Annotated in this window: 16 protein-coding genes and 1 pseudogene; 4 read left to right on the forward strand and 13 right to left on the reverse strand. The window is 55.3% G+C overall.

The window, feature by feature from the left end:
- Nucleotides 1–10 precede the first annotated feature (10 nt).
- Nucleotides 11–1,756 carry an ABC transporter ATP-binding protein gene (locus tag ACFSW5_RS24805; protein WP_379279541.1) on the forward strand — a complete coding sequence of 582 codons (1,746 nt, stop codon included), beginning with the start codon at nucleotides 11–13 and terminating at the stop codon, nucleotides 1,754–1,756.
- Nucleotides 1,740–3,578: an ABC transporter ATP-binding protein gene (locus tag ACFSW5_RS24810; RefSeq protein ID WP_379279545.1), complete on the forward strand. Its 1,839-nt coding sequence runs from the start codon at nucleotides 1,740–1,742 to the stop codon at nucleotides 3,576–3,578. Before ACFSW5_RS24805 ends, ACFSW5_RS24810 begins: the two co-directional genes overlap by 17 nt.
- Nucleotides 3,579–3,985: 407 nt before the next feature.
- On the opposite strand, the gene ACFSW5_RS24815 is transcribed toward ACFSW5_RS24810, so the two are convergent.
- The 12 genes and pseudogenes from ACFSW5_RS24815 to ACFSW5_RS24870 form a co-directional block, all read right to left on the reverse strand.
- Nucleotides 3,986–4,300 (reverse strand): hypothetical protein, encoded by a 315-nt coding sequence (locus ACFSW5_RS24815; RefSeq protein ID WP_379279547.1) that lies wholly within the window; start codon nucleotides 4,298–4,300, stop codon nucleotides 3,986–3,988.
- A gap of 162 nt (nucleotides 4,301–4,462) precedes the next feature.
- Nucleotides 4,463–4,678 (reverse strand): annotated as a pseudogene (locus ACFSW5_RS24820) (tunicamycin resistance protein); the annotation flags it as partial.
- A complete protein-coding gene (locus ACFSW5_RS24825; protein ID WP_379279550.1) occupies nucleotides 4,662–5,240 on the reverse strand; it encodes a PadR family transcriptional regulator in 579 nt (192 codons plus the stop codon). The pseudogene ACFSW5_RS24820 and the gene ACFSW5_RS24825, both read right to left, overlap by 17 nt.
- A gap of 13 nt (nucleotides 5,241–5,253) precedes the next feature.
- A complete protein-coding gene (locus ACFSW5_RS24830; RefSeq protein WP_379279552.1) occupies nucleotides 5,254–6,243 on the reverse strand; it encodes an alpha/beta fold hydrolase in 990 nt (329 codons plus the stop codon).
- Nucleotides 6,244–6,426: 183 nt separating this feature from the next.
- Entirely contained in the window at nucleotides 6,427–7,884 is a 1,458-nt protein-coding gene (gene katA / locus ACFSW5_RS24835) for a catalase KatA (protein ID WP_379279555.1), read from the reverse strand.
- Nucleotides 7,885–8,081: 197 nt separating this feature from the next.
- Nucleotides 8,082–8,921, reverse strand: coding sequence for a winged helix-turn-helix transcriptional regulator (locus ACFSW5_RS24840; protein WP_379279558.1), 840 nt, complete (start codon nucleotides 8,919–8,921; stop codon nucleotides 8,082–8,084).
- Nucleotides 8,900–9,292 carry a Fur family transcriptional regulator gene (locus ACFSW5_RS24845; RefSeq protein ID WP_379279560.1) on the reverse strand — a complete coding sequence of 131 codons (393 nt, stop codon included), beginning with the start codon at nucleotides 9,290–9,292 and terminating at the stop codon, nucleotides 8,900–8,902. The genes ACFSW5_RS24840 and ACFSW5_RS24845 overlap by 22 nt, the downstream gene beginning before the upstream one ends.
- A gap of 530 nt (nucleotides 9,293–9,822) precedes the next feature.
- A complete protein-coding gene (locus ACFSW5_RS24850) occupies nucleotides 9,823–10,761 on the reverse strand; it encodes a ring-cleaving dioxygenase (RefSeq protein ID WP_379279563.1) in 939 nt (312 codons plus the stop codon).
- 40 nt (nucleotides 10,762–10,801) lie between these two features.
- Entirely contained in the window at nucleotides 10,802–11,431 is a 630-nt protein-coding gene (locus ACFSW5_RS24855) for a nitroreductase family protein (RefSeq protein ID WP_379279565.1), read from the reverse strand.
- Between the two features lie 286 nt (nucleotides 11,432–11,717).
- Nucleotides 11,718–12,524, reverse strand: coding sequence for a carbohydrate ABC transporter permease (locus ACFSW5_RS24860; protein ID WP_379279567.1), 807 nt, complete (start codon nucleotides 12,522–12,524; stop codon nucleotides 11,718–11,720).
- Nucleotides 12,521–13,396 (reverse strand): carbohydrate ABC transporter permease, encoded by an 876-nt coding sequence (locus tag ACFSW5_RS24865; RefSeq protein ID WP_379279571.1) that lies wholly within the window; start codon nucleotides 13,394–13,396, stop codon nucleotides 12,521–12,523. Before ACFSW5_RS24865 ends, ACFSW5_RS24860 begins: the two co-directional genes overlap by 4 nt.
- A gap of 23 nt (nucleotides 13,397–13,419) precedes the next feature.
- A complete protein-coding gene (locus tag ACFSW5_RS24870) occupies nucleotides 13,420–14,715 on the reverse strand; it encodes an ABC transporter substrate-binding protein (protein ID WP_379279574.1) in 1,296 nt (431 codons plus the stop codon).
- A 271-nt stretch (nucleotides 14,716–14,986) separates the two neighbouring features.
- Between ACFSW5_RS24870 and ACFSW5_RS24875 the strand changes: the two genes are divergently transcribed.
- Together ACFSW5_RS24875 and ACFSW5_RS24880 are read left to right on the forward strand one after the other, a co-directional pair.
- Complete coding sequence (locus tag ACFSW5_RS24875; protein ID WP_379279577.1) at nucleotides 14,987–16,546, forward strand: response regulator transcription factor; 1,560 nt, start codon at nucleotides 14,987–14,989, stop codon at nucleotides 16,544–16,546.
- 15 nt (nucleotides 16,547–16,561) lie between these two features.
- A complete protein-coding gene (locus ACFSW5_RS24880) occupies nucleotides 16,562–18,376 on the forward strand; it encodes a sensor histidine kinase (protein WP_379279579.1) in 1,815 nt (604 codons plus the stop codon).
- A 512-nt stretch (nucleotides 18,377–18,888) separates the two neighbouring features.
- On the opposite strand, the gene cls is transcribed toward ACFSW5_RS24880, so the two are convergent.
- The gene (gene cls, locus ACFSW5_RS24885) at nucleotides 18,889–20,337 is read right to left on the reverse strand and encodes a cardiolipin synthase (RefSeq protein WP_379279582.1); all 1,449 of its coding nucleotides are present in this window, start codon (nucleotides 20,335–20,337) and stop codon (nucleotides 18,889–18,891) included.
- Between the last annotated feature and the right edge of the window lie 72 nt (nucleotides 20,338–20,409).

The following is a 20,409-nucleotide window of genomic DNA, read 5'->3' on the forward strand; positions in this document are numbered from 1 at the left end:
AGGTGTGCTCTTGATCAGACTAACCCGCTATTTACGCCCGCATTGGGTTGCGGCCGTCCTCGCGCCGCTGCTGATGCTGGTTGAAGTCGCAATGGACCTGCTGCAGCCGATCCTGATGGCCAGCATCGTCGACGACGGCGTCATGAAGAGCGATCTGGCCCATATCCGGAATACCGGGCTTCTCATGCTCGGAGCCGCTGCGGCCGGACTTGCCGGCGGCATCGGCTGCGCAATTTTCTCGTCGGTCGCTTCCCAGCGGTTCGGCGCGGACTTGCGGCGCGACCTGTTCCGCAAGGTGCAGAAGTTCTCGTTCCGCAACCTCGACGAGCTCCGAACAGGCTCGCTCATCACGCGATTGACAAACGATATCGTCCAGCTGCAGACGATGGTGCAGATGCTGCTGCGCGTCTTCATCCGCTCGCCGTTCCTCGCGGTCGGCAGCATCGTTATGGCCATCGTCATCAGCCCCAAGCTGGCCTTCGTGCTTGCCATTGCCGTGCCGCTGCTGTTCGCCGTCATGTATGTGCTCATCCGCGCCACTTTGCCGCTTTTTTCGACCGTGCAGCGCAAGCTGGATAAAGTAAACACCGTGCTGCAGGAAAATTTTGCGGGCATCCGCGTTTCCAAAGCGTTCGTCCGGGCCGCCTACGAAAACAACCGGTTCGGCAAAGCCAACGAAGATTACACGCAAGTTTCGGTCAAGGCCCAGCGCATTGTCGCGATCAATATGCCCGTGCTGACGCTTATTTTGAACGCCAGCATCGTCGCCGTCCTTTGGTTCGGCGGCAAGGACGCCGTCCAAGGCTCCTTTGAGATCGGCAGCCTCGTGGCGTTTATCAACTACGTGACGCAGGTTTTGTTCTCCGTCTCCTCCGTCGCCATGCTGCTGGTGCGCTTCTCCACGGCCAAAGTGTCCGCCGACCGCATTCTCGAGGTTATGCATACGGAGCCGGAGATCGCCGATTCGCCGGAAGCCCGGACCGACGCCTACCGCGCCGGCGAAGTAACGTTCGACCGCGTGACGTTCTCGTACAGCGGCGACCCGAGAGACGCCGTCCTCTCCGACATTCGTTTCACGGCGCGGCCCGGACAAACGGTCGCCATTATCGGCGCGACGGGCTCGGGCAAATCTTCGCTCGTCGGCTTAATTCCGCGCCTGTACGACGTCACGGCGGGCCGGGTGCTGATCGACGGCACCGACGTGCGCGATTACGAGCTGGATTCGCTTCGGCGGCGAATCGGCATCGTGCTGCAGGAGACGATTTTGTTCACGGGTACCATTCGGGACAATATCCGTTACGGCAGACCGGACGCCGGCGACGAGGAAGTCATCGCCGCGGCGAAAGCGGCGGAAGCCCATTCCTTCATCGCCGCTATGCCGGACGGTTACGAGACGAAGCTGGGGCAACGGGGCGTCAATCTGTCCGGCGGGCAGAAGCAGCGGATTGCCATCGCGCGCGCCCTGCTGCTACAGCCGTCCATCCTCATACTGGACGACAGCACCAGCGCCGTCGACATGGGGACCGAATCGCGCATCCGTGCGGCGCTCGCCAAGCTGATGAAAGGCGCCACCACATTCCTGATCGCGCAGCGCATCTCCTCCGTCATGGACGCCGATCATATTCTCGTCCTTGACGAAGGGCGAATCGTCGGCGCGGGAACGCATGACGCGCTTATGGCTTCTTGCGAGCCGTACCGGGAAATCTACTGCTCGCAGCTCGGAAAGGAGGAAACAAGCTATGGCCGAATCTCATAGATCGTCCGAAGCTCCCCGGGGGCCCGTGCCCGATCTCGGGATGCGCGGCGGCCAGCCTCAGGGTCCCATGAAAAAAGCGAAGCCAAAAAACGCGCTGCGAACGCTGCGGCGCATCTGGACGTATCTCCGCGTATATAAACGCGGACTGACCGGCGTCCTTCTGTTTACGCTGGTCGGCACGTTGTTCTCCTTGGCGGCTCCTTATCTGCTCGGCAGCGCGGTGGATCGGTTCATTATTCCCGGCGACCTGCATGGGCTGGCCGGCTTATGCGCCCTGCTGCTGGCGGTTTACGCATTGTCGGCGCTGGCCTCATGGCTGCAGCAGCATCTGATGGTGATCGTATCGCAACGCACCGTGCAGCAGCTGCGGAGGGATCTGTTCGCGAAGCTGCAGGCGCTCCCGCTCCGCTTCTTCGACGGCAAAACGCACGGCGAGCTGATGAGCCGCGCGACGAACGACATCGAGAACGTATCCGGCACGCTGAACCAAAGCTTTACCGGGCTGATCGCCGGCGTTCTGTCGCTTGCCGGATCGCTGGCCGTCATGCTGTACCTGAACGTATGGCTGACGCTGCTGAGCATGGCGACCATTCCGCTCGTCATGCTGTTTACGAAGACGGTCGCATCGCGGACGCGTCATCATTTCGCCAAACAGCAGGAGCATCTGGGGGAGCTGAACGGCTTTATCGAGGAAACCGTATCGGGGCAAAAAGTCGTTCAAGTATACCGAAGGGAGCGGCTTGCCGCCGAGCAATTCGACGGCATTAACGGCGAACTGACGAAAGCCGGCATTCAGGCGCAAATTTACGCCGGCATGGTCGGGCCGGTCATGAACGTGCTCGGCAACGCCGGGTTTGCCCTGATTGCCGCAGTCGGCGGCTGGATGGCGTTCCGGGATTGGACCAGCGTAGGCGTCGTGGTTGCCTTTCTTAACTATTCCAAGCAGTTTCAGCGGCCGCTGAACGATCTGGCCAACCAGTTCAACTTGCTGCAATCGGCGATAGCGGGGGCCGAGCGGGTGTTTGAGATGCTCGATACGAAGTCGGAGTACGAGGACAACCGGAATCTCGTTCATATGCGACAGATGCAAGGCGAAGTGAAGTTCGACCGGGTAACCTTCGGCTATAAGCCGGACATTCCGGTGCTGCGGGACGTGTCGCTGACGGCGAAACCGGGGCAAACGATCGCCTTGGTCGGACCGACGGGTGCGGGCAAGACGACGATCATCAACCTGCTGACCCGCTTTTATGAAATCGATGGCGGGCGCATTACGATCGACGGCGTGGATATTCGCACGATGGACAAGGACGGCTTGCGCGCCAAGCTGGGCATCGTGCTCCAGGACGCTTACGTATTTGCGGACACGATCCGCGAAAATATCCGTTACGGCCGGCTCGACGCCACCGACGAGGAGATCGAGGAGGCGGCCAGGCTGGTGGGCGTCCACAGCTTCATCCGGAAGCTGCCGCAAGGCTACGACACGCCTCTCCTAACCGGCGGAAGCAACTTGAGCCAGGGGCAGCGCCAGCTGCTCACGATCGCGCGCGCCGTGCTTGCGAACCCCGCCATTCTTATTCTGGACGAGGCGACAAGCAGCATCGACACCCGTACGGAGATGCATATTCAAGCGGCGATGCGCAAGTTGATGGAGGGGCGAACCAGCTTCGTCATCGCGCATCGTCTCGGCACCATTCGCGAAGCGGATCAAATTCTGGTCATCAACGGCGGCGGCATCGAAGAGCAGGGCACGCACGAGGAGCTGCTTAAGGCTCGCGGCTTCTACTATAACCTGTACAACAGCCAGTTCGTGAAATCCGGCTGACTTCACCAGCCGGTTCGTCCCGTTTCGGCCGAAACGGTCATAGTTTGTCCATTTGGTATTCCGGCGAAAGTAACGTACAATAGAATCGGATCAATCGTAGAGAAGCAGGTGCGTGGGCATGGACGGAAAAAAATTGGTTTACACCGTCATCGGCATATGCGTCGTTGGCGTCCTCATCGTTTATTTCGGGCTGCAATATTTGATCAAGCACGGTCCGTTCTAGGGGGAAGAACCGGCTCCACGCCGCGAACCCGGCGGTTGAAGCCCGCCGGACGGATAGGGACCGTTCCGCTTGACCGCAATCGCCCCATTGCGTCAAACAAGCCGCCGGAGCGTTATGCCCCCGCGGCTTGTTTGGCGTTTTCCGTTTTATGGCCGGACCGTTCGGTCTTCCGTTCCCGCTTATATTAGGCTTTGCCCGGCGCAAGCGCTTTTTTGACCATGTCCAGATCTTTAAGCAGCTTCTCCTGAAGCTCTGCGTTTTTCGGAGCTTCTTTGTTTTCCAGGTCCATTTTGCCCAAGAATGTAAAATAAGTGCTCATAATAATGATCTTCAGCTTATCTTCGATCTCACCGTACGAAACCTTCAGAAACTCGTTGATGACCTTCTTCGCATCGTCCGAAATGGAGGCGGCGGCGATGCTTTTTCTCAGCAGCTCCACGCAGCGAAGCGCGTCTTTTTTAAAATGCGTCTTTAACTTTACGGGGGATTGATTTGTCATATAACACCTCGGCATACTTGTTGGTATAAATAAGTCGTCTCTGTAAGTATATCAGGTATGGCGGGCAAGTTCACTTTTTCTAATGCTGTAAGATGTCCCCAACCGTTCTTCATCCAAAAAAACGGATGTGCTTGAGCTGCGCCGCCATCCGGTCTTTCCACTTCGCCCATCTTCCCATTTCAGCATCGTATAATTGATTTCGCGCCACATCGGATAATCTTGAAAATCGCCTTTGGACAATTCGCGGGGAACGTTCTTTCGAATATAGTAACCGGCATTCTCGGGATCAAAAACGGCCGAACCCGGAAGCCTTCTGTGCAATTCATACGCCGTTTGCGTCTTGCCTGCGCCGAACGGGCCGTTAATCCAAATGATCATGCCGCTCGCCTCCCCCGTCTCCGTCCTGCCGGTGCGGGCTATCGCCGGAGAGCAATTTTTTGACCTTATACAAAAACTTAAGATGAGCGCGATATATTTCAAACATATTCTCGAATACCAGCTCGGATTCCTGCGGAAGAGAACCGCGTTTGAGCGCTTGCCCCGCTTTCGCCTGCTCGAATTTCATCTCCAGTTCCCGGATCTGCAGATCAAGCGCCTGCATCTTCTTCTCCTTAGAGATGTCTCCGTGGAACAGCAGGCCCGTATACAGTCCGGTAGGAAAAGAAATAAGCGGCGCGGACAACGCCTCCTCGATCAATCGGGCGTACTCCCGTTCCCCCTGCGGGGTGATGGCATAAATCGCTTTGGCGCGGTTGCCCGTATTCGCCACCGCTTCAATCGCCGCGAATCCTTCCTTCTCCAGCTTCTTGAGCGCGTGGTAGATCGAGCCCGGCAATATGCCGGCCCAATGCTCGACATGCGCCTGATGCAATAATTGCTGCATTTCATAGCCGCTCATCGGCTTCTTCTTCAACAAGCCCAGCACCATTAGACGGGTCATGCGGCACTTCTCCTTATCGTCGTTCGCTCCGGTCCCGAAGGCGAATCATCTCTTGCAAAAATTTATCCGGTTCCTCGTAATGCGGCACATGGGCCGACTGACGGAACCAGACCGTTTCTTTGGACGGCGCTTGCAGCCGCTCCAAATAGCGGACGGCCAGCTCGGACGGCGTCGCTTGGTCGTGCGCCCCGAGCATGAATACGACGGGAACCTCGACCTTCGTCACCGCTTGCAGCAAGCTGTGATTCAGCAGCTCCCGATGCAAATGCTTGACGCTGAACGTCACGCCGCGCACATACCGCAGCTTATCCGGCAGCGTATACTCCGGAGCGGACCAGATCGCTTTGAATAAATCCCAGCCCTTCTTGCTGTAAACTTTGCCCCCGTACTTCTGCAGAATAACGGAATACTTCCACAACCCTTTCGCGAAATGACGGAACGGAGGCGGTCCGACCGCCTTCAACTCCCGGGCCGATTTCACGTCGCCTTGCTTTTCCGCCTGCTCCAGAAGCCAGTCGTACGAGGCCGTCAATGAATCAAGCAGCCCAACGGCCTGGCATATCCCGATATAAGCGCGCACATGCGCCGGATAACGGTGCGCAATCAGCATGCCGAGAATCGTGCCGAACGAGTGGCCCATCACAAACAGCTTCTCGGCGCCCAGCTTATCCTTTATATAGGATATTACTTCGCCGGCATCTTGCACAAGCTGCTCCAGATTCATTCCGGAAGGATTTCTTTTGCCCGATACGTACGACTTGCCCGCGCCGCGCTGATCCCAATTGACGACGGTATAATGCTTCTCCAGCTCTCCGTCAAGCAAATGGGACAAATACATATTGCTTTGTCCCGGCCCGCCGTGGACGAACAGCAGCACCGGATTGGAGCGTTTGCTGCCGCGGATCAGAATCCACTGGTCGACTCCCCCGATCCGCACTTTCCGAAGCTCGGTTATCCCTTCCGCAGTCGCATAGGGCGGGGTCGTTCCTTTCAACCAACTCATTCCGCAATCCCTCCTTATATAGTCAACGTTGACTATTACAATCTCATTGTAGCGCCTCTCTGGTCGTTTAGTCAACGTTGACTATTTGGGCCGTTTCATGTCAGCCAAGGGCGGGTCGAAAAAGCAGAAGGACCTCTCTTTCAGGCGGCGTGCGCCGAAAGAGAGGTCCTTCTGGAATATATATTAAACGCCTTGCGGCACGGACAAGCCGAGACCTTCGGCAATGCGCTGGCCGTATTCCGGATCCGCTTTGTAGAAGTGTCCGATTTGGCGAAGCTTGATTTCGTCCTTCTCGACCGGCTTCATCGCGTTGACGATGTTGCGGACAAGGCGGGCCCTCTCGTCTTCGCTCATCAGTCGGTACAGGTCGCCGGCTTGCGTATAATGATCGTCATGGTCGTATGCGACGGCGTTCGCCTCGCCCGATACCTCGAACGGAGTCGTCCGGTGCTGCGGCGCTTCCGTCGGGCCGCCGAAGCTGTTCGGCTCGTAATACATGCCCGAACCGCCGTTGCCGTCGGCTCGCATGAAGCCGTCGCGCTGATTGTTGTGAACCGGGCATTGCGGACGGTTGATCGGCAGCTGGTTATGGTTGACGCCGACGCGGTAGCGATGCGCGTCCGCATAGGCGAACAGGCGGCCTTGCAGCATTTTGTCCGGGGACGCTTCAATGCCGGGGACGAAGTTGCCCGGGGAGAACGTTGCCTGCTCCACTTCGGCGAAATAGTTCTCCGGATTGCGGTTGAGCGTCATGCGGCCCACCTCGATCAGCGGGTAATCCTTCTGCGACCATACTTTCGTTACGTCGAACGGATCGAACCGGTACGTGTCGGCGTCTTCAAGCGGCATAATTTGCACGTACAGCGTCCACGACGGGAAGTCGCCGGCTTCGATCGCGTTGAACAGGTCTTCGGTATGGTAGTCCGGATTCTCGCCGGCCAGCTTCGCCGCCAGATCGACGTCCAGGTTCTTGATGCCTTGATCCGTCTTGAAGTGGTATTTCACCCATACCGCTTCGCCTTCGGCGTTCACCCACTTGAACGTATGGCTGCCGAAGCCGTGCATATGGCGGTACGTTGCCGGAATGCCGCGGTCGGACATCAGGATCGTTACCTGATGAAGCGATTCGGGCGACAGCGACCAGAAATCCCATACGGCGTTCGGGTTTTTCAGATGGGTTTGCGGATGGCGCTTCTGCGTATGAATAAAGTCCGGGAATTTAATGGCGTCTCGAATGAAAAACACCGGCGTATTGTTGCCGACCAGATCGTAGTTGCCTTCTTCGGTGTAGAACTTCACGGCGAAGCCGCGCGGATCGCGCACCGTATCGGCCGAGCCGAGCTCGCCGGCAACGGTGGAGAAACGAATGAACATCGGCGTGCGTTTGCCTACTTCGGACAAAAAGTTTGCTTTCGTATATTTCGATACGTCGTTCGTCACTTCAAAATACCCGTGCGCGCCCGCTCCCTTGGCATGCACGACGCGCTCCGGCACGCGTTCCCGGTTGAAATGCGCGAGCTTCTCCAGCAGATGCACGTCCTGAATGAGCGTCGGACCGCGTCTGCCGGCGGTCATGGAGTTCTGGTTGTCGCCTACCGGCGCGCCCCAGCTAGTCGTCAGATGGTTCTGGTTTGCCGTCATTCGAATATCACCTCATCGAAAATTTTTAGATATATTTAGACTTGATCTAAATCTCTAAAAACTATATTAACAGGCGTTTCGAAGTCTTTCATGATCGTTAGATGAATCTATTATGAAATATAGATGACGATCCCGGCGAATAGACCATGCCAAGCGAAAAAAATGAAAGGGAAGGCGTTTCGGAGCCGCCGGCTCCGTTATTCTTTCCGCTCGTCAGCCAAGCGGTAGCCTGCCCCCCGCACGGTTACAATATATTTCGGCGAAACGGCGCTATCTTTTAGCTTTTTGCGCAAGCTTTTAATATGAGCGTCGACTACGTTGCTGTTGCCGAAAAACTGGCTGCCCCACAGCCCGTCGAATATCGCTTCGCGCGATAGGACCGAGCCGTCGGACTTCACGAACAGCATGAGCAGCTCGTATTCCGTTTTGGTCAAATCCACCCGGACGCCGGCGCGGTAAACGGCCATCTTCCGGGGATCGATCTTCAAATCCTTGAACGTCATTTCCGGAACGAGACCGGCCGCCTGCTGCTTCATGATCAGCTTGTTGATGCGGTACATGGCCTCCTGCGGACGCGCCGGCCACAGCAGCAGCTCCGAGCTGTCCGGCAAACCGGACAGCGAGAGGCTCGCCCGTTCGTCAACCAGATACAGGACGGGAACGCTCGGCACGTGCGACGTCTGCTCGATGGCTTCGCGCAGCGCCTCGTCGGCGGTTTGATGGCTGTAGGCATACGGATTCGCGTCGTAAATGAGCAGTTCCGGCTGCAAGCTTCTTACCATGCTTGCGTCATAGTCGTGCAGCGTAAACAGATCGTAGCAAGCGGCGGATAGCGAATGGATCAAGCTTTGCACGCTTGCCGGAAACGGGCTGACGATCATCACCCGCTTTGTGATCGGGCAAGCCTCCATTCCCATGAAGTCTTGCCGCTCCTCCTCCATTTCCGGACGGGACCTGTCGGCTCCCGGGTTTTCCGGCTTCCATGCTCCTGCGGGATTAGGGTAAGCTGCTGGCATTACGGTTTCGAATTGGCGCATGCTTCACACACTCCTTCCAATACGACATGAGCTTCTTTTATCGTATAGCCGGTTTGGCTCGCCACCTTCTTCACCCAATCTTCGGGCAGTTCATCCATCACTTCGTCGACCTTGCCGCATTCGACGCAGATGATGTGCTGGTGATCCTCCATCCGCGCATCGTACCGGCTCACGGCTTCCCCGAGCTTCAACTCCCGGATCAGACCCGAGTCGACCAAATAGCGAAGCGAGTTATAGACGGTTCCGTATGCGAACTGAAACCCCTGCTCGCGAAGCCGTTCGATCACGTCGGCCGCGGTCGGATGATCATGCGAGGCCAGAAGAACGTCGAGCACCGCTTTGCGTTGTACGGTTAAATTCAGTTTGCCCATTGTACTTCCACCTTCATGTTGAGTAGTAATTTAGACTAAGTATAAATTCAATTGCGATAAAAGTCAACTTTATATATACCTCCCCCCACCCCCTCAACTACTCCTCCACCCCCACCCCTCCAGAGGAGGGGCTCCAAGGGTATGCACCCTCTGGACACCCCAAAGAGCGTCCCTGCCGCGCGACCGTCTTCGACAATCCCATGTGCAAACCCTCGCGTTGTCCTCACGGACAAAGCTTTCTTTCCCGCTCCTTACGACACGTTGTGCCTTGAGGTGCTGCCTGCCGCTCTACCCTCTGCGAAGTTACGTATGAGCGGGAGCCGCTTGTCCTAACGGACAAAGCTCTACTTCGTGCCGAACCCTGCCGCTCCGGCGTCTTCGATGCTACACATGAGCGGCGGCCGCTTCTTCTGTGGGGTAAGCTGCACTAGTGAATATTTGATCGGCTTAATATTCCCCACTTTAAAAATTCATTCCAACTGCCGAGAAAAAACAGCCAGCGGGCATGCCCGCTGGCTGTTTGTGTGCCGTTAACGAATCGGCTTGAGCTTCGCTTCGATTTCCGCCCGCCGCTCCTTCAGGAACGGCGGCAGAGCCAGCCGCTCGCCAAGCGCGTCGGGCGACTCGTCGGCGGCGAAGCCGGGGCCGTCCGTGGCCAGCTCGACCAGGATGCCGTTCGGCTCGCGGAAATAAAGGCTTTGAAAATAATAACGGTCCACCACGCCCGTCGTATGCAAGCCTTGCTCCCGTATCCGGCGGTCCCATTCGCGGAGCTCCTCCTCGTCGGAGACGCGAACGGCCAGATGATGAACGCTTCCTCTGCCCGGCCTTTCCTTCTCCGAAGCCGACCTCTTGATCACGATCTCGCCGAACGCCTCGCCTTCCGCGGACTGATAAATCCTCTCCTCCCCGTTAGAGAAGGCGTGATGGAATCCGAACAATCGCATCAAGAGACGCTCCGTTTCCTCCGGCTTCCGGACGGCGAATTCCACCGGTCCGATGCCGAGTATCCGGTACTCGGCCGGTACCGGGGAATCCGCCCATTCTTCCCAGAATGCCGGCGTCTTCCCTTCGCCTAGATCGACCAGCTGGAGCGGCAGCCCGTCCGGGTCTTCGAACGGCAGCGCTTGTCGTCCTCCGTATGTCGTATACTCTCCGTGATCGACGTCCATCGCTTCAAACCGTTGGTTCCAATAATCCAGCGCAGCCTTCCCCCGGACCAACAGCGAAATTTTCGATATCGCGCCGGAGCCTCGCCGGGTTTGCGCCGCATGCGCCAGCTCGAAGAAGGTCAGCTCCGTCCCGGGACTCCCGGCTTTATCGCCGAAAAACAAATGGTACATCGACGGGTCGTCCTGATTGACGCTTTTCTTCACCATGCGAAGTCCCAGCGTCGCTCGGTAAAAATCGGCGATTCGCTGCGCATTGCCCGTCAGCATGGATAGATGATGATGGCCCGCAATTTTCATCTTCCGAACCCTCCCCGCTAGATCAGTATTCCTTACCGGTTTACCGCCGAATACGATTGTAGCTGACAAATTCGCTGACCGGCTTCCGATAGCCTCTCGGCCTTCTGCTGCCGCGGTCCTCCTTGCCGATCGTCACAAGAAGCGCGGGCACGTAACGGTCCGGAATCTCGAGCGATTCCACGATCCGGCGCGGATCGAAGCCGATCATCGGGCAAGTATCCCAGCCTCTGTCCTTGGCCACGAGCATGAATAACATGGCCGACAGACTGGCGTTCCGGATCGCCTCTTCCCGCTTGAAAACGTCGCCCCTGCTTTCGTAAAAAGCCTTCACGTCCAGATTCGCATGGTCGTACTCCTGCTTGCTCATGATCCCGAGATGCAGCAGCCCTTCGTTAATTTCCGGCGCGCTCTTGTAAGCTTCCGTATCGCCGAGCACAAGAATGGCCGCAGAAGCCGACTTCACCTTGTACTGCTTGCCCGCCGCCTCGAACACCTCCGCCTTCAGCTCCGGGTCCTGAACGACCAAATAATGCGCATGCTGCAGATTAAAAGCGGACGGAGCATATTTCACCTCATTGAAAATTTCGTTCAGCTCGTCTTCCGTAATCGATACGTCCGTCAAAAACTTGCTAGCCGATCTTCTTTCCTTCACCAGTTCGCTGAATTCCATGACAGCCACCCATCCTTTGCACGAATCGTTCGCCGAATAAATATCCTAAAGTAAACTATCTTAAATTTAAAATAAATGTAGCACGTAGTTTCTTTTCTGTCAACCAGAAGATGGTTCAATCGATACCAGCAAAATGAACGTCCTGTCAACGATGCAAAATCAACGTTTGCACCGCAACTCGCCCCGCAGGCGACAAGTTGTTTTTCGCTGAAATAGCCTGTTTCTTTCGCTATCGTCAATAAAAAAAGGCTCCGCGCCTTCATGCGCGGAACCTCTTTCCTCTTCCTTATTTCACCGAACCGAGCATGCCTTCCACGAACTGCTTCTGAAGCAGGAAGAAGATCAGGACGGTCGGCAGCGTCGTAATGACGATCGCGACCATAATCATGCCGTAGTCCGGGTTGTACGACGACGCCAGCGACGATACGATCAGCGGCAGCGTCTTTTTCTCCTGGGTCTGCAGGGCGATAAGCGGCCACAGGAAGTTGTTCCAATAGTTCATGAACGTGATGATCGCCGCGGCCGCGAACGTCGGGCGCATCGCCGGCATGTATACCCGCGAGAACAGTCCCCATTCGCCGAGGCCGTCGACCCGGCCCGCCTGCAGCAGCTCCCGCGCGAACGATTTCGTGTTCTGCATGAAGAAGAAAATCATGAATGCCGTCGTCATCGTCGGCAGAATGACCGCCGTCGGCGTGTTCAGCAAGCCCAGGTTGCTGAACATGCGGAAGAGCGGAATCATGATAGCCGCAAACGGCATCATCATGGACAGCATCAGGAGGCCGAACAACCGGTCCTTGCCCTTGGAGCGGTAAATTTCAAAGCCGTATCCCGCCATCGAGCAGAGCAGAAGCGTCAAAATCGTGCCCACGATCGCGATCAGCGCGGAATTGACGAATGCGCTGCCGAGCGTCGTGGTCGATACCAGATTCGTGAGGTTCTCGCCGAGCATCGAACCGAAGCTGAGCTTGCCCTTTACGATATCGGAGGATGAGTTGGTCATCCCGATGACCATCCAAATAAACGGGAACAACGAAATCGCCGAAACGATGATAAGGAAAACGTGTATGCCTGCCGCACTCAGCTTTTTCATTGCTTTTTCTCACCCCCGACCTTCATTTGGAGAAACGCGAGGACAGCGACCATAATGACGATTGCGTACGATACCGTCGCCGCGTAGCCGAAGTTAGGCGTATACAGGAACGACAGGTTATATATGTATTGCGAAATCGTCATCGTCGAGTTGCCCGGTCCGCCGTTCGTAATGTTCACGACTTCGTCGAACAGCTGCAGCGTGCCGTTGGTCGAGATGATCGTCGTAAACAGAATAATCGGCTTGAGCAGCGGGACGGTAATGGTGAAAAATTGGCGCGTCTTCGAAGCGCCGTCAATGGAAGCCGCTTCGTATACGCTTGGATCGATGTTTTGCATCGCCGACAAATAAAAAATCATATTATAGCCGGTCCAGCGCCACGTAATCGCCGCGATAATGACGACGCGGGCCCATACCGGATCCATCAGCCACGCGATCGGCTCGTCGATCAGATGAATGGACATCAGCATTTTGTTCAGCACGCCGTCGACGGCGAAAATGCTTTTGAACAGCACCGCATAAGAAACAAGCGACGTCACGCAAGGAAGAAAGATAAGCGTCCGGTAAACGCCTTTGAACCGAAGATTCGGCATGTTCAGGAAATAAGCGATGACAAGTCCCAGAAACAGCATGATCGGCACCTGAATGATCAGGTACAACAGCGTGTTGAGAACCGCCTGCTTGAACATCGGGTCTTGGAACAGCCGGACGTAGTTGTCGAGCCCCGAATAGCTGTAAACGTTGCCCTTGCCCGATTGAAACGACAACAGCAGCGACTGAACCATCGGGTAAAAGCTGAAGATCAAGATAAGGAGGGAAGGCAGCCATACGAACTGCCAACCCATTGCGGAAGATTTCCATTTATTGCTCATGGCCTGCCACCTGCACTTTGCTTTTATTGCACCTGCTGCTCGAACAATTGCTGGATATTTTTCAAGCTTTGCGTCAGATCGGATCCGGCCAAAATGTTAGGCAGCTCGTTTTTGAGCGCGTCCTTCGCTTCTTGCGTATACATGCCGAGGGAGATGCCCGGAACTTCCGTCGACCATTTCGTGAAGTCGCTGTAGATCGCTTGTCCGCCGAAAAACTCGGACGGCTTGGCGTACGCCTCGCTCGAGAAAGCCGGAATGTAAGAGCCTACGCCGCCGTTCTCCAGCAGGAAACGCTCGTAAAATTCGGTGCTTCCGCCGATCGTCTTCGCCAGGAAGTCAATGGCCAAGTCTTTGTTTTTCGACTTGTCCAGCACGAACCAGCTGGAGCCGCCTTCGTTGGATGCGTTGACGCCGCCTTCGATGTTCAGTCTCGGAATCGGAGCCACGCCCCATTTGCCGCTCTGGTCTTTCGCGTCCATAATGGACGAAACTTGCCATACGCCCGACGTTACCGTCGCCACGTCGCCTGCATTGAAGCTTCCGACGAATTCGCTCCAGCCCGTTACCGGCTTGGCAATGCCGGAATCGGCCAGCGCTTTGTACACGCGGAGCGTTTCGGCCATGACCGGATTGTCCACGAAGTTGCCTTTGTTGTCCTCGGTAATGTACCAGGACCCCGCCGATTGAAGCAGAATCGACGTGAGCGCTTCGTCGTTCGGATTGATCGTCGTCATGTATTTGCCCGTTTTTTCCTTCACCACTTTGCCGATTTCGATAAACTCGTCCCAAGTGATGTTTTCCAGATCTGCCTTCGTAAAGCCGGCTTGCTCGAGGTAATCGGTGCGGTAGAACAAGCCCGCTACGCCGACGTCGAACGGAACGCCGTATTTTTTGCCGTCGACGGTAAGCGCATCGACCTTATATGGAGAGAACTGGCTGTAATCAACTTTGTCGGTAAAGTCCGCGAACGTGCCCGGGAATGCGGTGACGTACTTCTGAATGTTCGGATCGTTCACCAAAATAATGTCCGGAAGCCCGTCCTGAACGCCCGCCGCCAAATTCGTGTTCAGCTTTTGCTCCAGGTCGGCCTTCGCCATATCGACGACCTCCAGGTCGAATTCCGGATGTTCTTTCTGATAAATCTCTTCCGCAATTTTCAGCGCGGCTCCGTTGAAGGACGGATCCCACGCCCATGCGATGACTTTATTGGAGGAGGAGCCTCCTTCGTTGCCCGCTCCTGCTTTGGAACCGGCACCGCATGCGGCGAGCAGCGATGCCGTCAGCAATACGAACAGTAATACGGAAAGCAGCTTTTTCAAAACCATACAACCCCTTCGATATATTGTAAGCGCTTCATGATATACATTTTAGAGAAACGGACGGGACGAGTATAATACATATTCGGTCAAAATGAGTAGTTATTATGGCACCCTCGGGTAGGCCTTCCGTCTCACGATAGTAAAAATTATGGAATGGGTAATTTTTATTGCAATTTTTCATCTGGAATGGATTAACCATACCGTAATTTTTCCGATTGAGATATGATGGAGAAATCGAAGCATATAGAAGGCATATAATCGAGGTGTCACGATGGAATTACGCTCCGCCAACTACCGGGTATTGATCGTCGACGACGAGGCCATCCAACGGACGGGCCTGCTGCATCTATGCGATTGGAGCGAATACGGCATCGAAATCGTCGGTCAGGCGTCCAACGGCCGGGAAGCGCTTGAGTGCATTGAAAACGCTTCTCCGCACGTCGTCCTGACGGATATCGTCATGCCGATTATGGACGGCGTGGAATTGACCAAAACGATTCGCTCCCGCTACCCGGACATGAAAGTCGTCGTCCTTAGCAGCTACAGCGAATTCGAATATGTTCGCGAGGTATTTAAATACGGAGTAACGGATTATTTATTGAAGCCTAAAGTTTCCGCGCCCGAGCTGATCGCCTTGATTCGCGATTTATGCGGCGACATCGACCCGGCGGCCGGAGGCCGCCAATCCGAGAGCCAAGACGCCTCCTTGCTGCTGGCCCGTTGGCTTGAGGACGACCTGCCGACGGAAGAGCAGGACGGGCTGCACGGCCGGCTGGAAGCGCTTTTTCCCGCCCCTTTCTATCGCGTTGCGAAGGCGGGGACCGGAATTGTCACGTCCAGAACCAAATGGACCCAAAGCCAGCTGGAGCAAACGTTAATCCGGATAGCGGCGGACCGGTTGGCGGAACTTAGGCATCGCTGCGTTTTTTTGAAAAACGAGATGCTTCTCATCGTCAATTACGGGATCGAACAATCGGATGAGATTGAGAACGCTTTAATGCGGTTTGCGGTCGAAGCTCAGAATGAGCTCTCGTATATCTCCTTCGTCGTTTCCGGCCGCTGCGACGGGCTCGAAGCGGTTAAAGCGAAGCAGGACCGGTTGACGGACTGCCTGGGCAAGCTGCTTTATTTTGCGGGAAGCGCGATCGTGCCGGAGGAGCGCATTGTTGAAGGAAACGGGGATCTGTCGTTCGATCAAGCCGGATTTCTCGAAAAACTGCAGCTATTGTCGTTCGATGAAGCTATCGGAATGTTGAAAGCGCTTATTTCGGAGGTGCGGCAGAACCAGACATGCGACGAATACAGCCTGAAACGTTTTATGCAAAATCTGATCTACTCCGCCTTAAGCACGCTCGAGCAGATGAAAATGCCGACGAAGGAGCTGCACTCGTCCAAGCTCAAGCTGTTTAAGACGATCGATCTCGCTTTCGACATCCGGGAGCTGGAGAGCATCGCAACGGAGTTTCTGGAGAGCCTGAAGCGGCTCGACCGGCGCGGCGACCATTCGCAGTCCGCTCTTCTTCAGCAAATCTACGATTATGTAGAACATCATTACGCGAACGACATTTCGCTGTCGGACATGGCCGCAAGCCTGCACGTCAATTACAGCTATTTGTCCTCCTACTTCAAGCAGCGCACGAACGAAAATTTAACTTCGTACATTAACCGGGTTAGAGTCGCCGAAGCGAAAAAGCTGCTCGTCGGCCACGAGCGGACGATATCCGAAATCAGCCGTTCGACCGGCTTCTCCGACCACAATTATTTTTCAAAAGTGTTCAAAAAATATACAGGGCTCACTCCTGTCGAATACCGCAACCAAATTCATTTGTAAAGACAGGTGTCAGGCATGCTGCGCAAAAACAGTATTTTCATCAAGATGCTTATTCTGATGCTGTCGGGCATTCTCTTTGTTTCGCTCGTGCTGATGGCGGCTTCCTCCACTATTTCGGAACGGATTCTGCTGCGCCAGGTCATTCGCAACGCTTCCGCCAATATGAATTTGGCCAAAGACGAGCTGCTCCGGTATAACGATCAGGTCGCCAACGCCATGCTGCAAATCAGCAGCAGCGACGCGTTCAAGAAGTATATTACGAGGCCCGCGACCACGCCGCTCCAGCAGATCGACCTGGTCATTTCGCTGGGCCGTTACATCGATTTGTACAAAGATTATTTGAGCCCCGACCATTCGCATATTATCGTATCCGGGCTGCCCGGTGAAGGGGAGCGGCATTATTCGAGCAACTCTTTGAAATGGGACAAGATCCCGCAGGACATCATTCCGAAATATATGAAGGTGAACGGAGAGGTTCCGAACCGCATCATGTACCACGCGAGCCCGGACTTATTCGTGGAATCGGTGCCCTACGACAACTTCGTGTTCGCCACCAAGCCGCTCGTAGATACGTCCACCGGGCGAATGTACGGCTATGCGGCCGTCGTGATGGACGAGCTGAATATTTTCCAGAAGTACAGCGCTTATCTATCCGAAGGAATCCGCATCTCGCTCGTTTCCGCCGACGGTACCGTCTTGTCGAGCGCAGACAAAACGGTGATCGGGAGCAAAGACGATTCCCTGCTCGGCCATGCCCGTCTCACCGCCCAGCAGAAAGGCGGAATATGGACGGAAAAGGGGAGCAAGCGGACCTCGATTTCTTATTACTTGCCTGAATTCGACGCTTACTTAATCGAAGAGATCGATCAACGGAAGGCGTTCGCCCCGCTGTATTCGATCTCATCGGAAATATTAAAGGTCGTCAGCGTCATGTTGGCCGCAAGCATGCTGTTCGTTTATTTCGTCAGCAAGCGGATCACGTCGCCGCTCAGCAAGCTGGTCGAGACGATGAAGACGTCCAGAGGGGACAGCCTGAAGCTTCATCCGCTTCAGGAAGGAGGCAGCTACGAGACGAACGTGCTGACGAAATCCTATAACCGGATGATCAAAGAAATCGACGAATATACCGAGAGGCTGCTCTACGAACAGCAGGAGCGCAGGAAAGCCGATCTTAACGCGCTTCAGATGCAGATCAACCCGCATTTTTTGTACAACACGTTAAGCTCGATCAAGCATTTGGCCAACATGGGACGTACCGACACGGTCGACCAGACGATCAACAGCCTGATCTCCATGCTGCAAAGCACGCTGGGCTCGACGGAGGACCACGTGACCGTGGAAGAAGAAATCGAAACGCTTAAACATTACGTCCTGATCAATCAAGTGCGGTACGGAGACCGGATCCGGGTTCATTACGGGGTTGCGGACGATTGCCTCGGGCTTATGGTGCCCAAGCTCATCGTTCAGCCTTTTGTGGAGAACGCCTTTTTCCATGCTTTCCCGGGCAACGCGAGCGGCAATATTCATATCTATGTCCGGAGGCTGGACGGCCTGTTGCGCATCGAGATTATGGACGACGGTACGGGCATCGTCCCTTCCCCGGACCACAGCGACGAGCGGACCAAGCATCACTTGTCGGGAATCGGCATCCATAACGTCGACGCCCGCGTCCAGCTGCTGTTCGGTCCCGGCTACGGCGTTCATATCGACAGCGAGGAAGGGTACGGCACGTCCGTCCAGATTGCGTTGCCGATCCTTCCTCAAGGCCGTCCCGAACCGCCGGGAAGCGGTGCTTCGCGGGCGAAGCTGGAGATGAATTGGGAGAATTAATCCCGTAACCCCTAAACCAAGGGCTCCCAACCCCCTAAATCAAGAGCTCCCCCCCTAAATCCCCCTTGTCGTAAGGGGGACCCCAAGGGGCTTCGCCCCTGAAGGCCACCCCAAAAGGAAAAACAATGTCTGCTTCCGAGACGCTCGACCAGCCTTTCGTGCTAGGAGCGCTTTGTCCCTGCGGGACACGCTGTAAGTTTGTTAGCGCCAGAATCCAACCTACTTTATAGCCCCTTGTAGATAGCATCCCCTTTGCTCAGACACGCCAGCTGCCAGCCATCCTGCAGCCGGCTCCTGAACCGAGGGGATAATAACGAAAAGAACGGGAAACCCCATCCTGCAAATGACGCGCATAACGGACGGTTCGACAATCCACGAAGCTAACCCACGAAGCCAGCCAGAAAAAAGACGGCTATGCCAATACGATGGCTAGCCGTCGCGAAATAGAAATCATCATCCGGTAAGTTGGCCGGATCGCTCTTGTCAAACCGGATAAACTGCAAGCATCCCCCTTACAAAATCGGAGATAGCAGCCGGCTGACCGATTCCTTGAACCGGTTGAAATACGGCCTGCCGTTGTATAACTCAAGGGTCATCTCGTCGCAAAGCTCCATGTCTCGCTCGAAAATGCCCTGCAGCCGAGAGGCCGTCCGGGTGTCGTAGATGAAAGCGTTCATTTCAAAATTAAGCTTAAAGCTGCGAATATCGATGTTGGCCGTTCCCACGGAAGCGACCTGTCCGTCGATCACGAGCGTCTTGGCATGAAGGAAGCCTTCCCTGTACCGATATACTTTGGCCCCAAAGGAAAGCAGCTCGCCGATATACGACTGCGTCGCCCAATAGACGAAGAAATGATCTTTTTTGCTTGGCAGCATGATCCGAACCTCGACTCCCGATAGGGAAGCGATCCGCAGCGCGTTCATCAAGCTGCCGTCCGGCACGAAATAAGGCGTCTGCAAATAAACGGTCTTCTTTGCGGAGTGGATCATTTTAATATAAGCCGCCTTAATTTCCTGATATTCCGTATCCGGACCGCTGGCGACGACCTGCATGCCGATCCTGCCCTTGCTCCATGTAATGGTGGGAAACAACTCGCTTGCAAGCTCCACCTTGGCCGAAGTAGCCAAGTTCCAGTCCATCAGAAACTGAGCTTGCATCTGGTGGACGGCATTGCCTTCGACGCGCATATGCGTATCCCGCCATGCTCCGAAATGCTTGCTCAGCCCCAAATATTCGTCCCCGATATTGAAGCCGCCGATATAGCCGGTATGCCCGTCGATAATCGCCAGCTTGCGGTGGTTGCGGTAATTGATTTTGAAGTTGATAAACGGGAAGCGGGTCGGGAAGAACGCCCGAACCAGCCCTCCCGCATCGCTGAGCGGCTTGAAGAAACGCCTCTTCACCCGGATGCTTCCGATATAATCGTACAAAAAACGAACCTGGACGCCCTGCTTCGCCTTGGCGACCAGCGCGTCCAGGAGACGATGGCCGAGCGCGTCGTCCCTCACAATGTAATAGACAAGATGAATATGATGCTGTGCGGACTCGATGTCGCGTATTAAAGCGTCGAACTTGCTGTTTCCGTCGGTAAACAGCTCGATTTCGTTATTTTCCGTATAAAGAGCGAAGCCGCTGCCCAAGTTCATATAGATCATGTCCTGGTAGGCGCTCATCGCTTTGTCGTGGAACGCAAATCTGCGGTGAGCCAGCAGCTGCCTCTGCTGGTCGATCGTATCCTCAATGATCCGCTGACGGTCGCCGAGAAGCCGGGACAGCTTGCGCTTGCGAAATTTTTGGCCGACGATCAAATAAAGAACGAAGCCGAGAATCGGAATGAAAAACAATACCATGAGCCAAGCCCAGCTTGAAGCCGGATTGCGCCGCTCAAAAAAAATGACGGCAATCGCCAAAAAAATGTTTAAAACCGTAATTCCGGTATACACATCTTGCCAAATATTCATGGTCGAGCTCCTTGGGGCGACAATAAATTAGAAAAGTTAATGGAATCATACTCTATGATTCGTATCGGATTC

This window comes from Paenibacillus thailandensis (genome assembly GCF_042685365.1).
GTDB classification, from domain to species: Bacteria; Bacillota; Bacilli; order Paenibacillales; family Paenibacillaceae; genus Paenibacillus_AP; species Paenibacillus_AP thailandensis.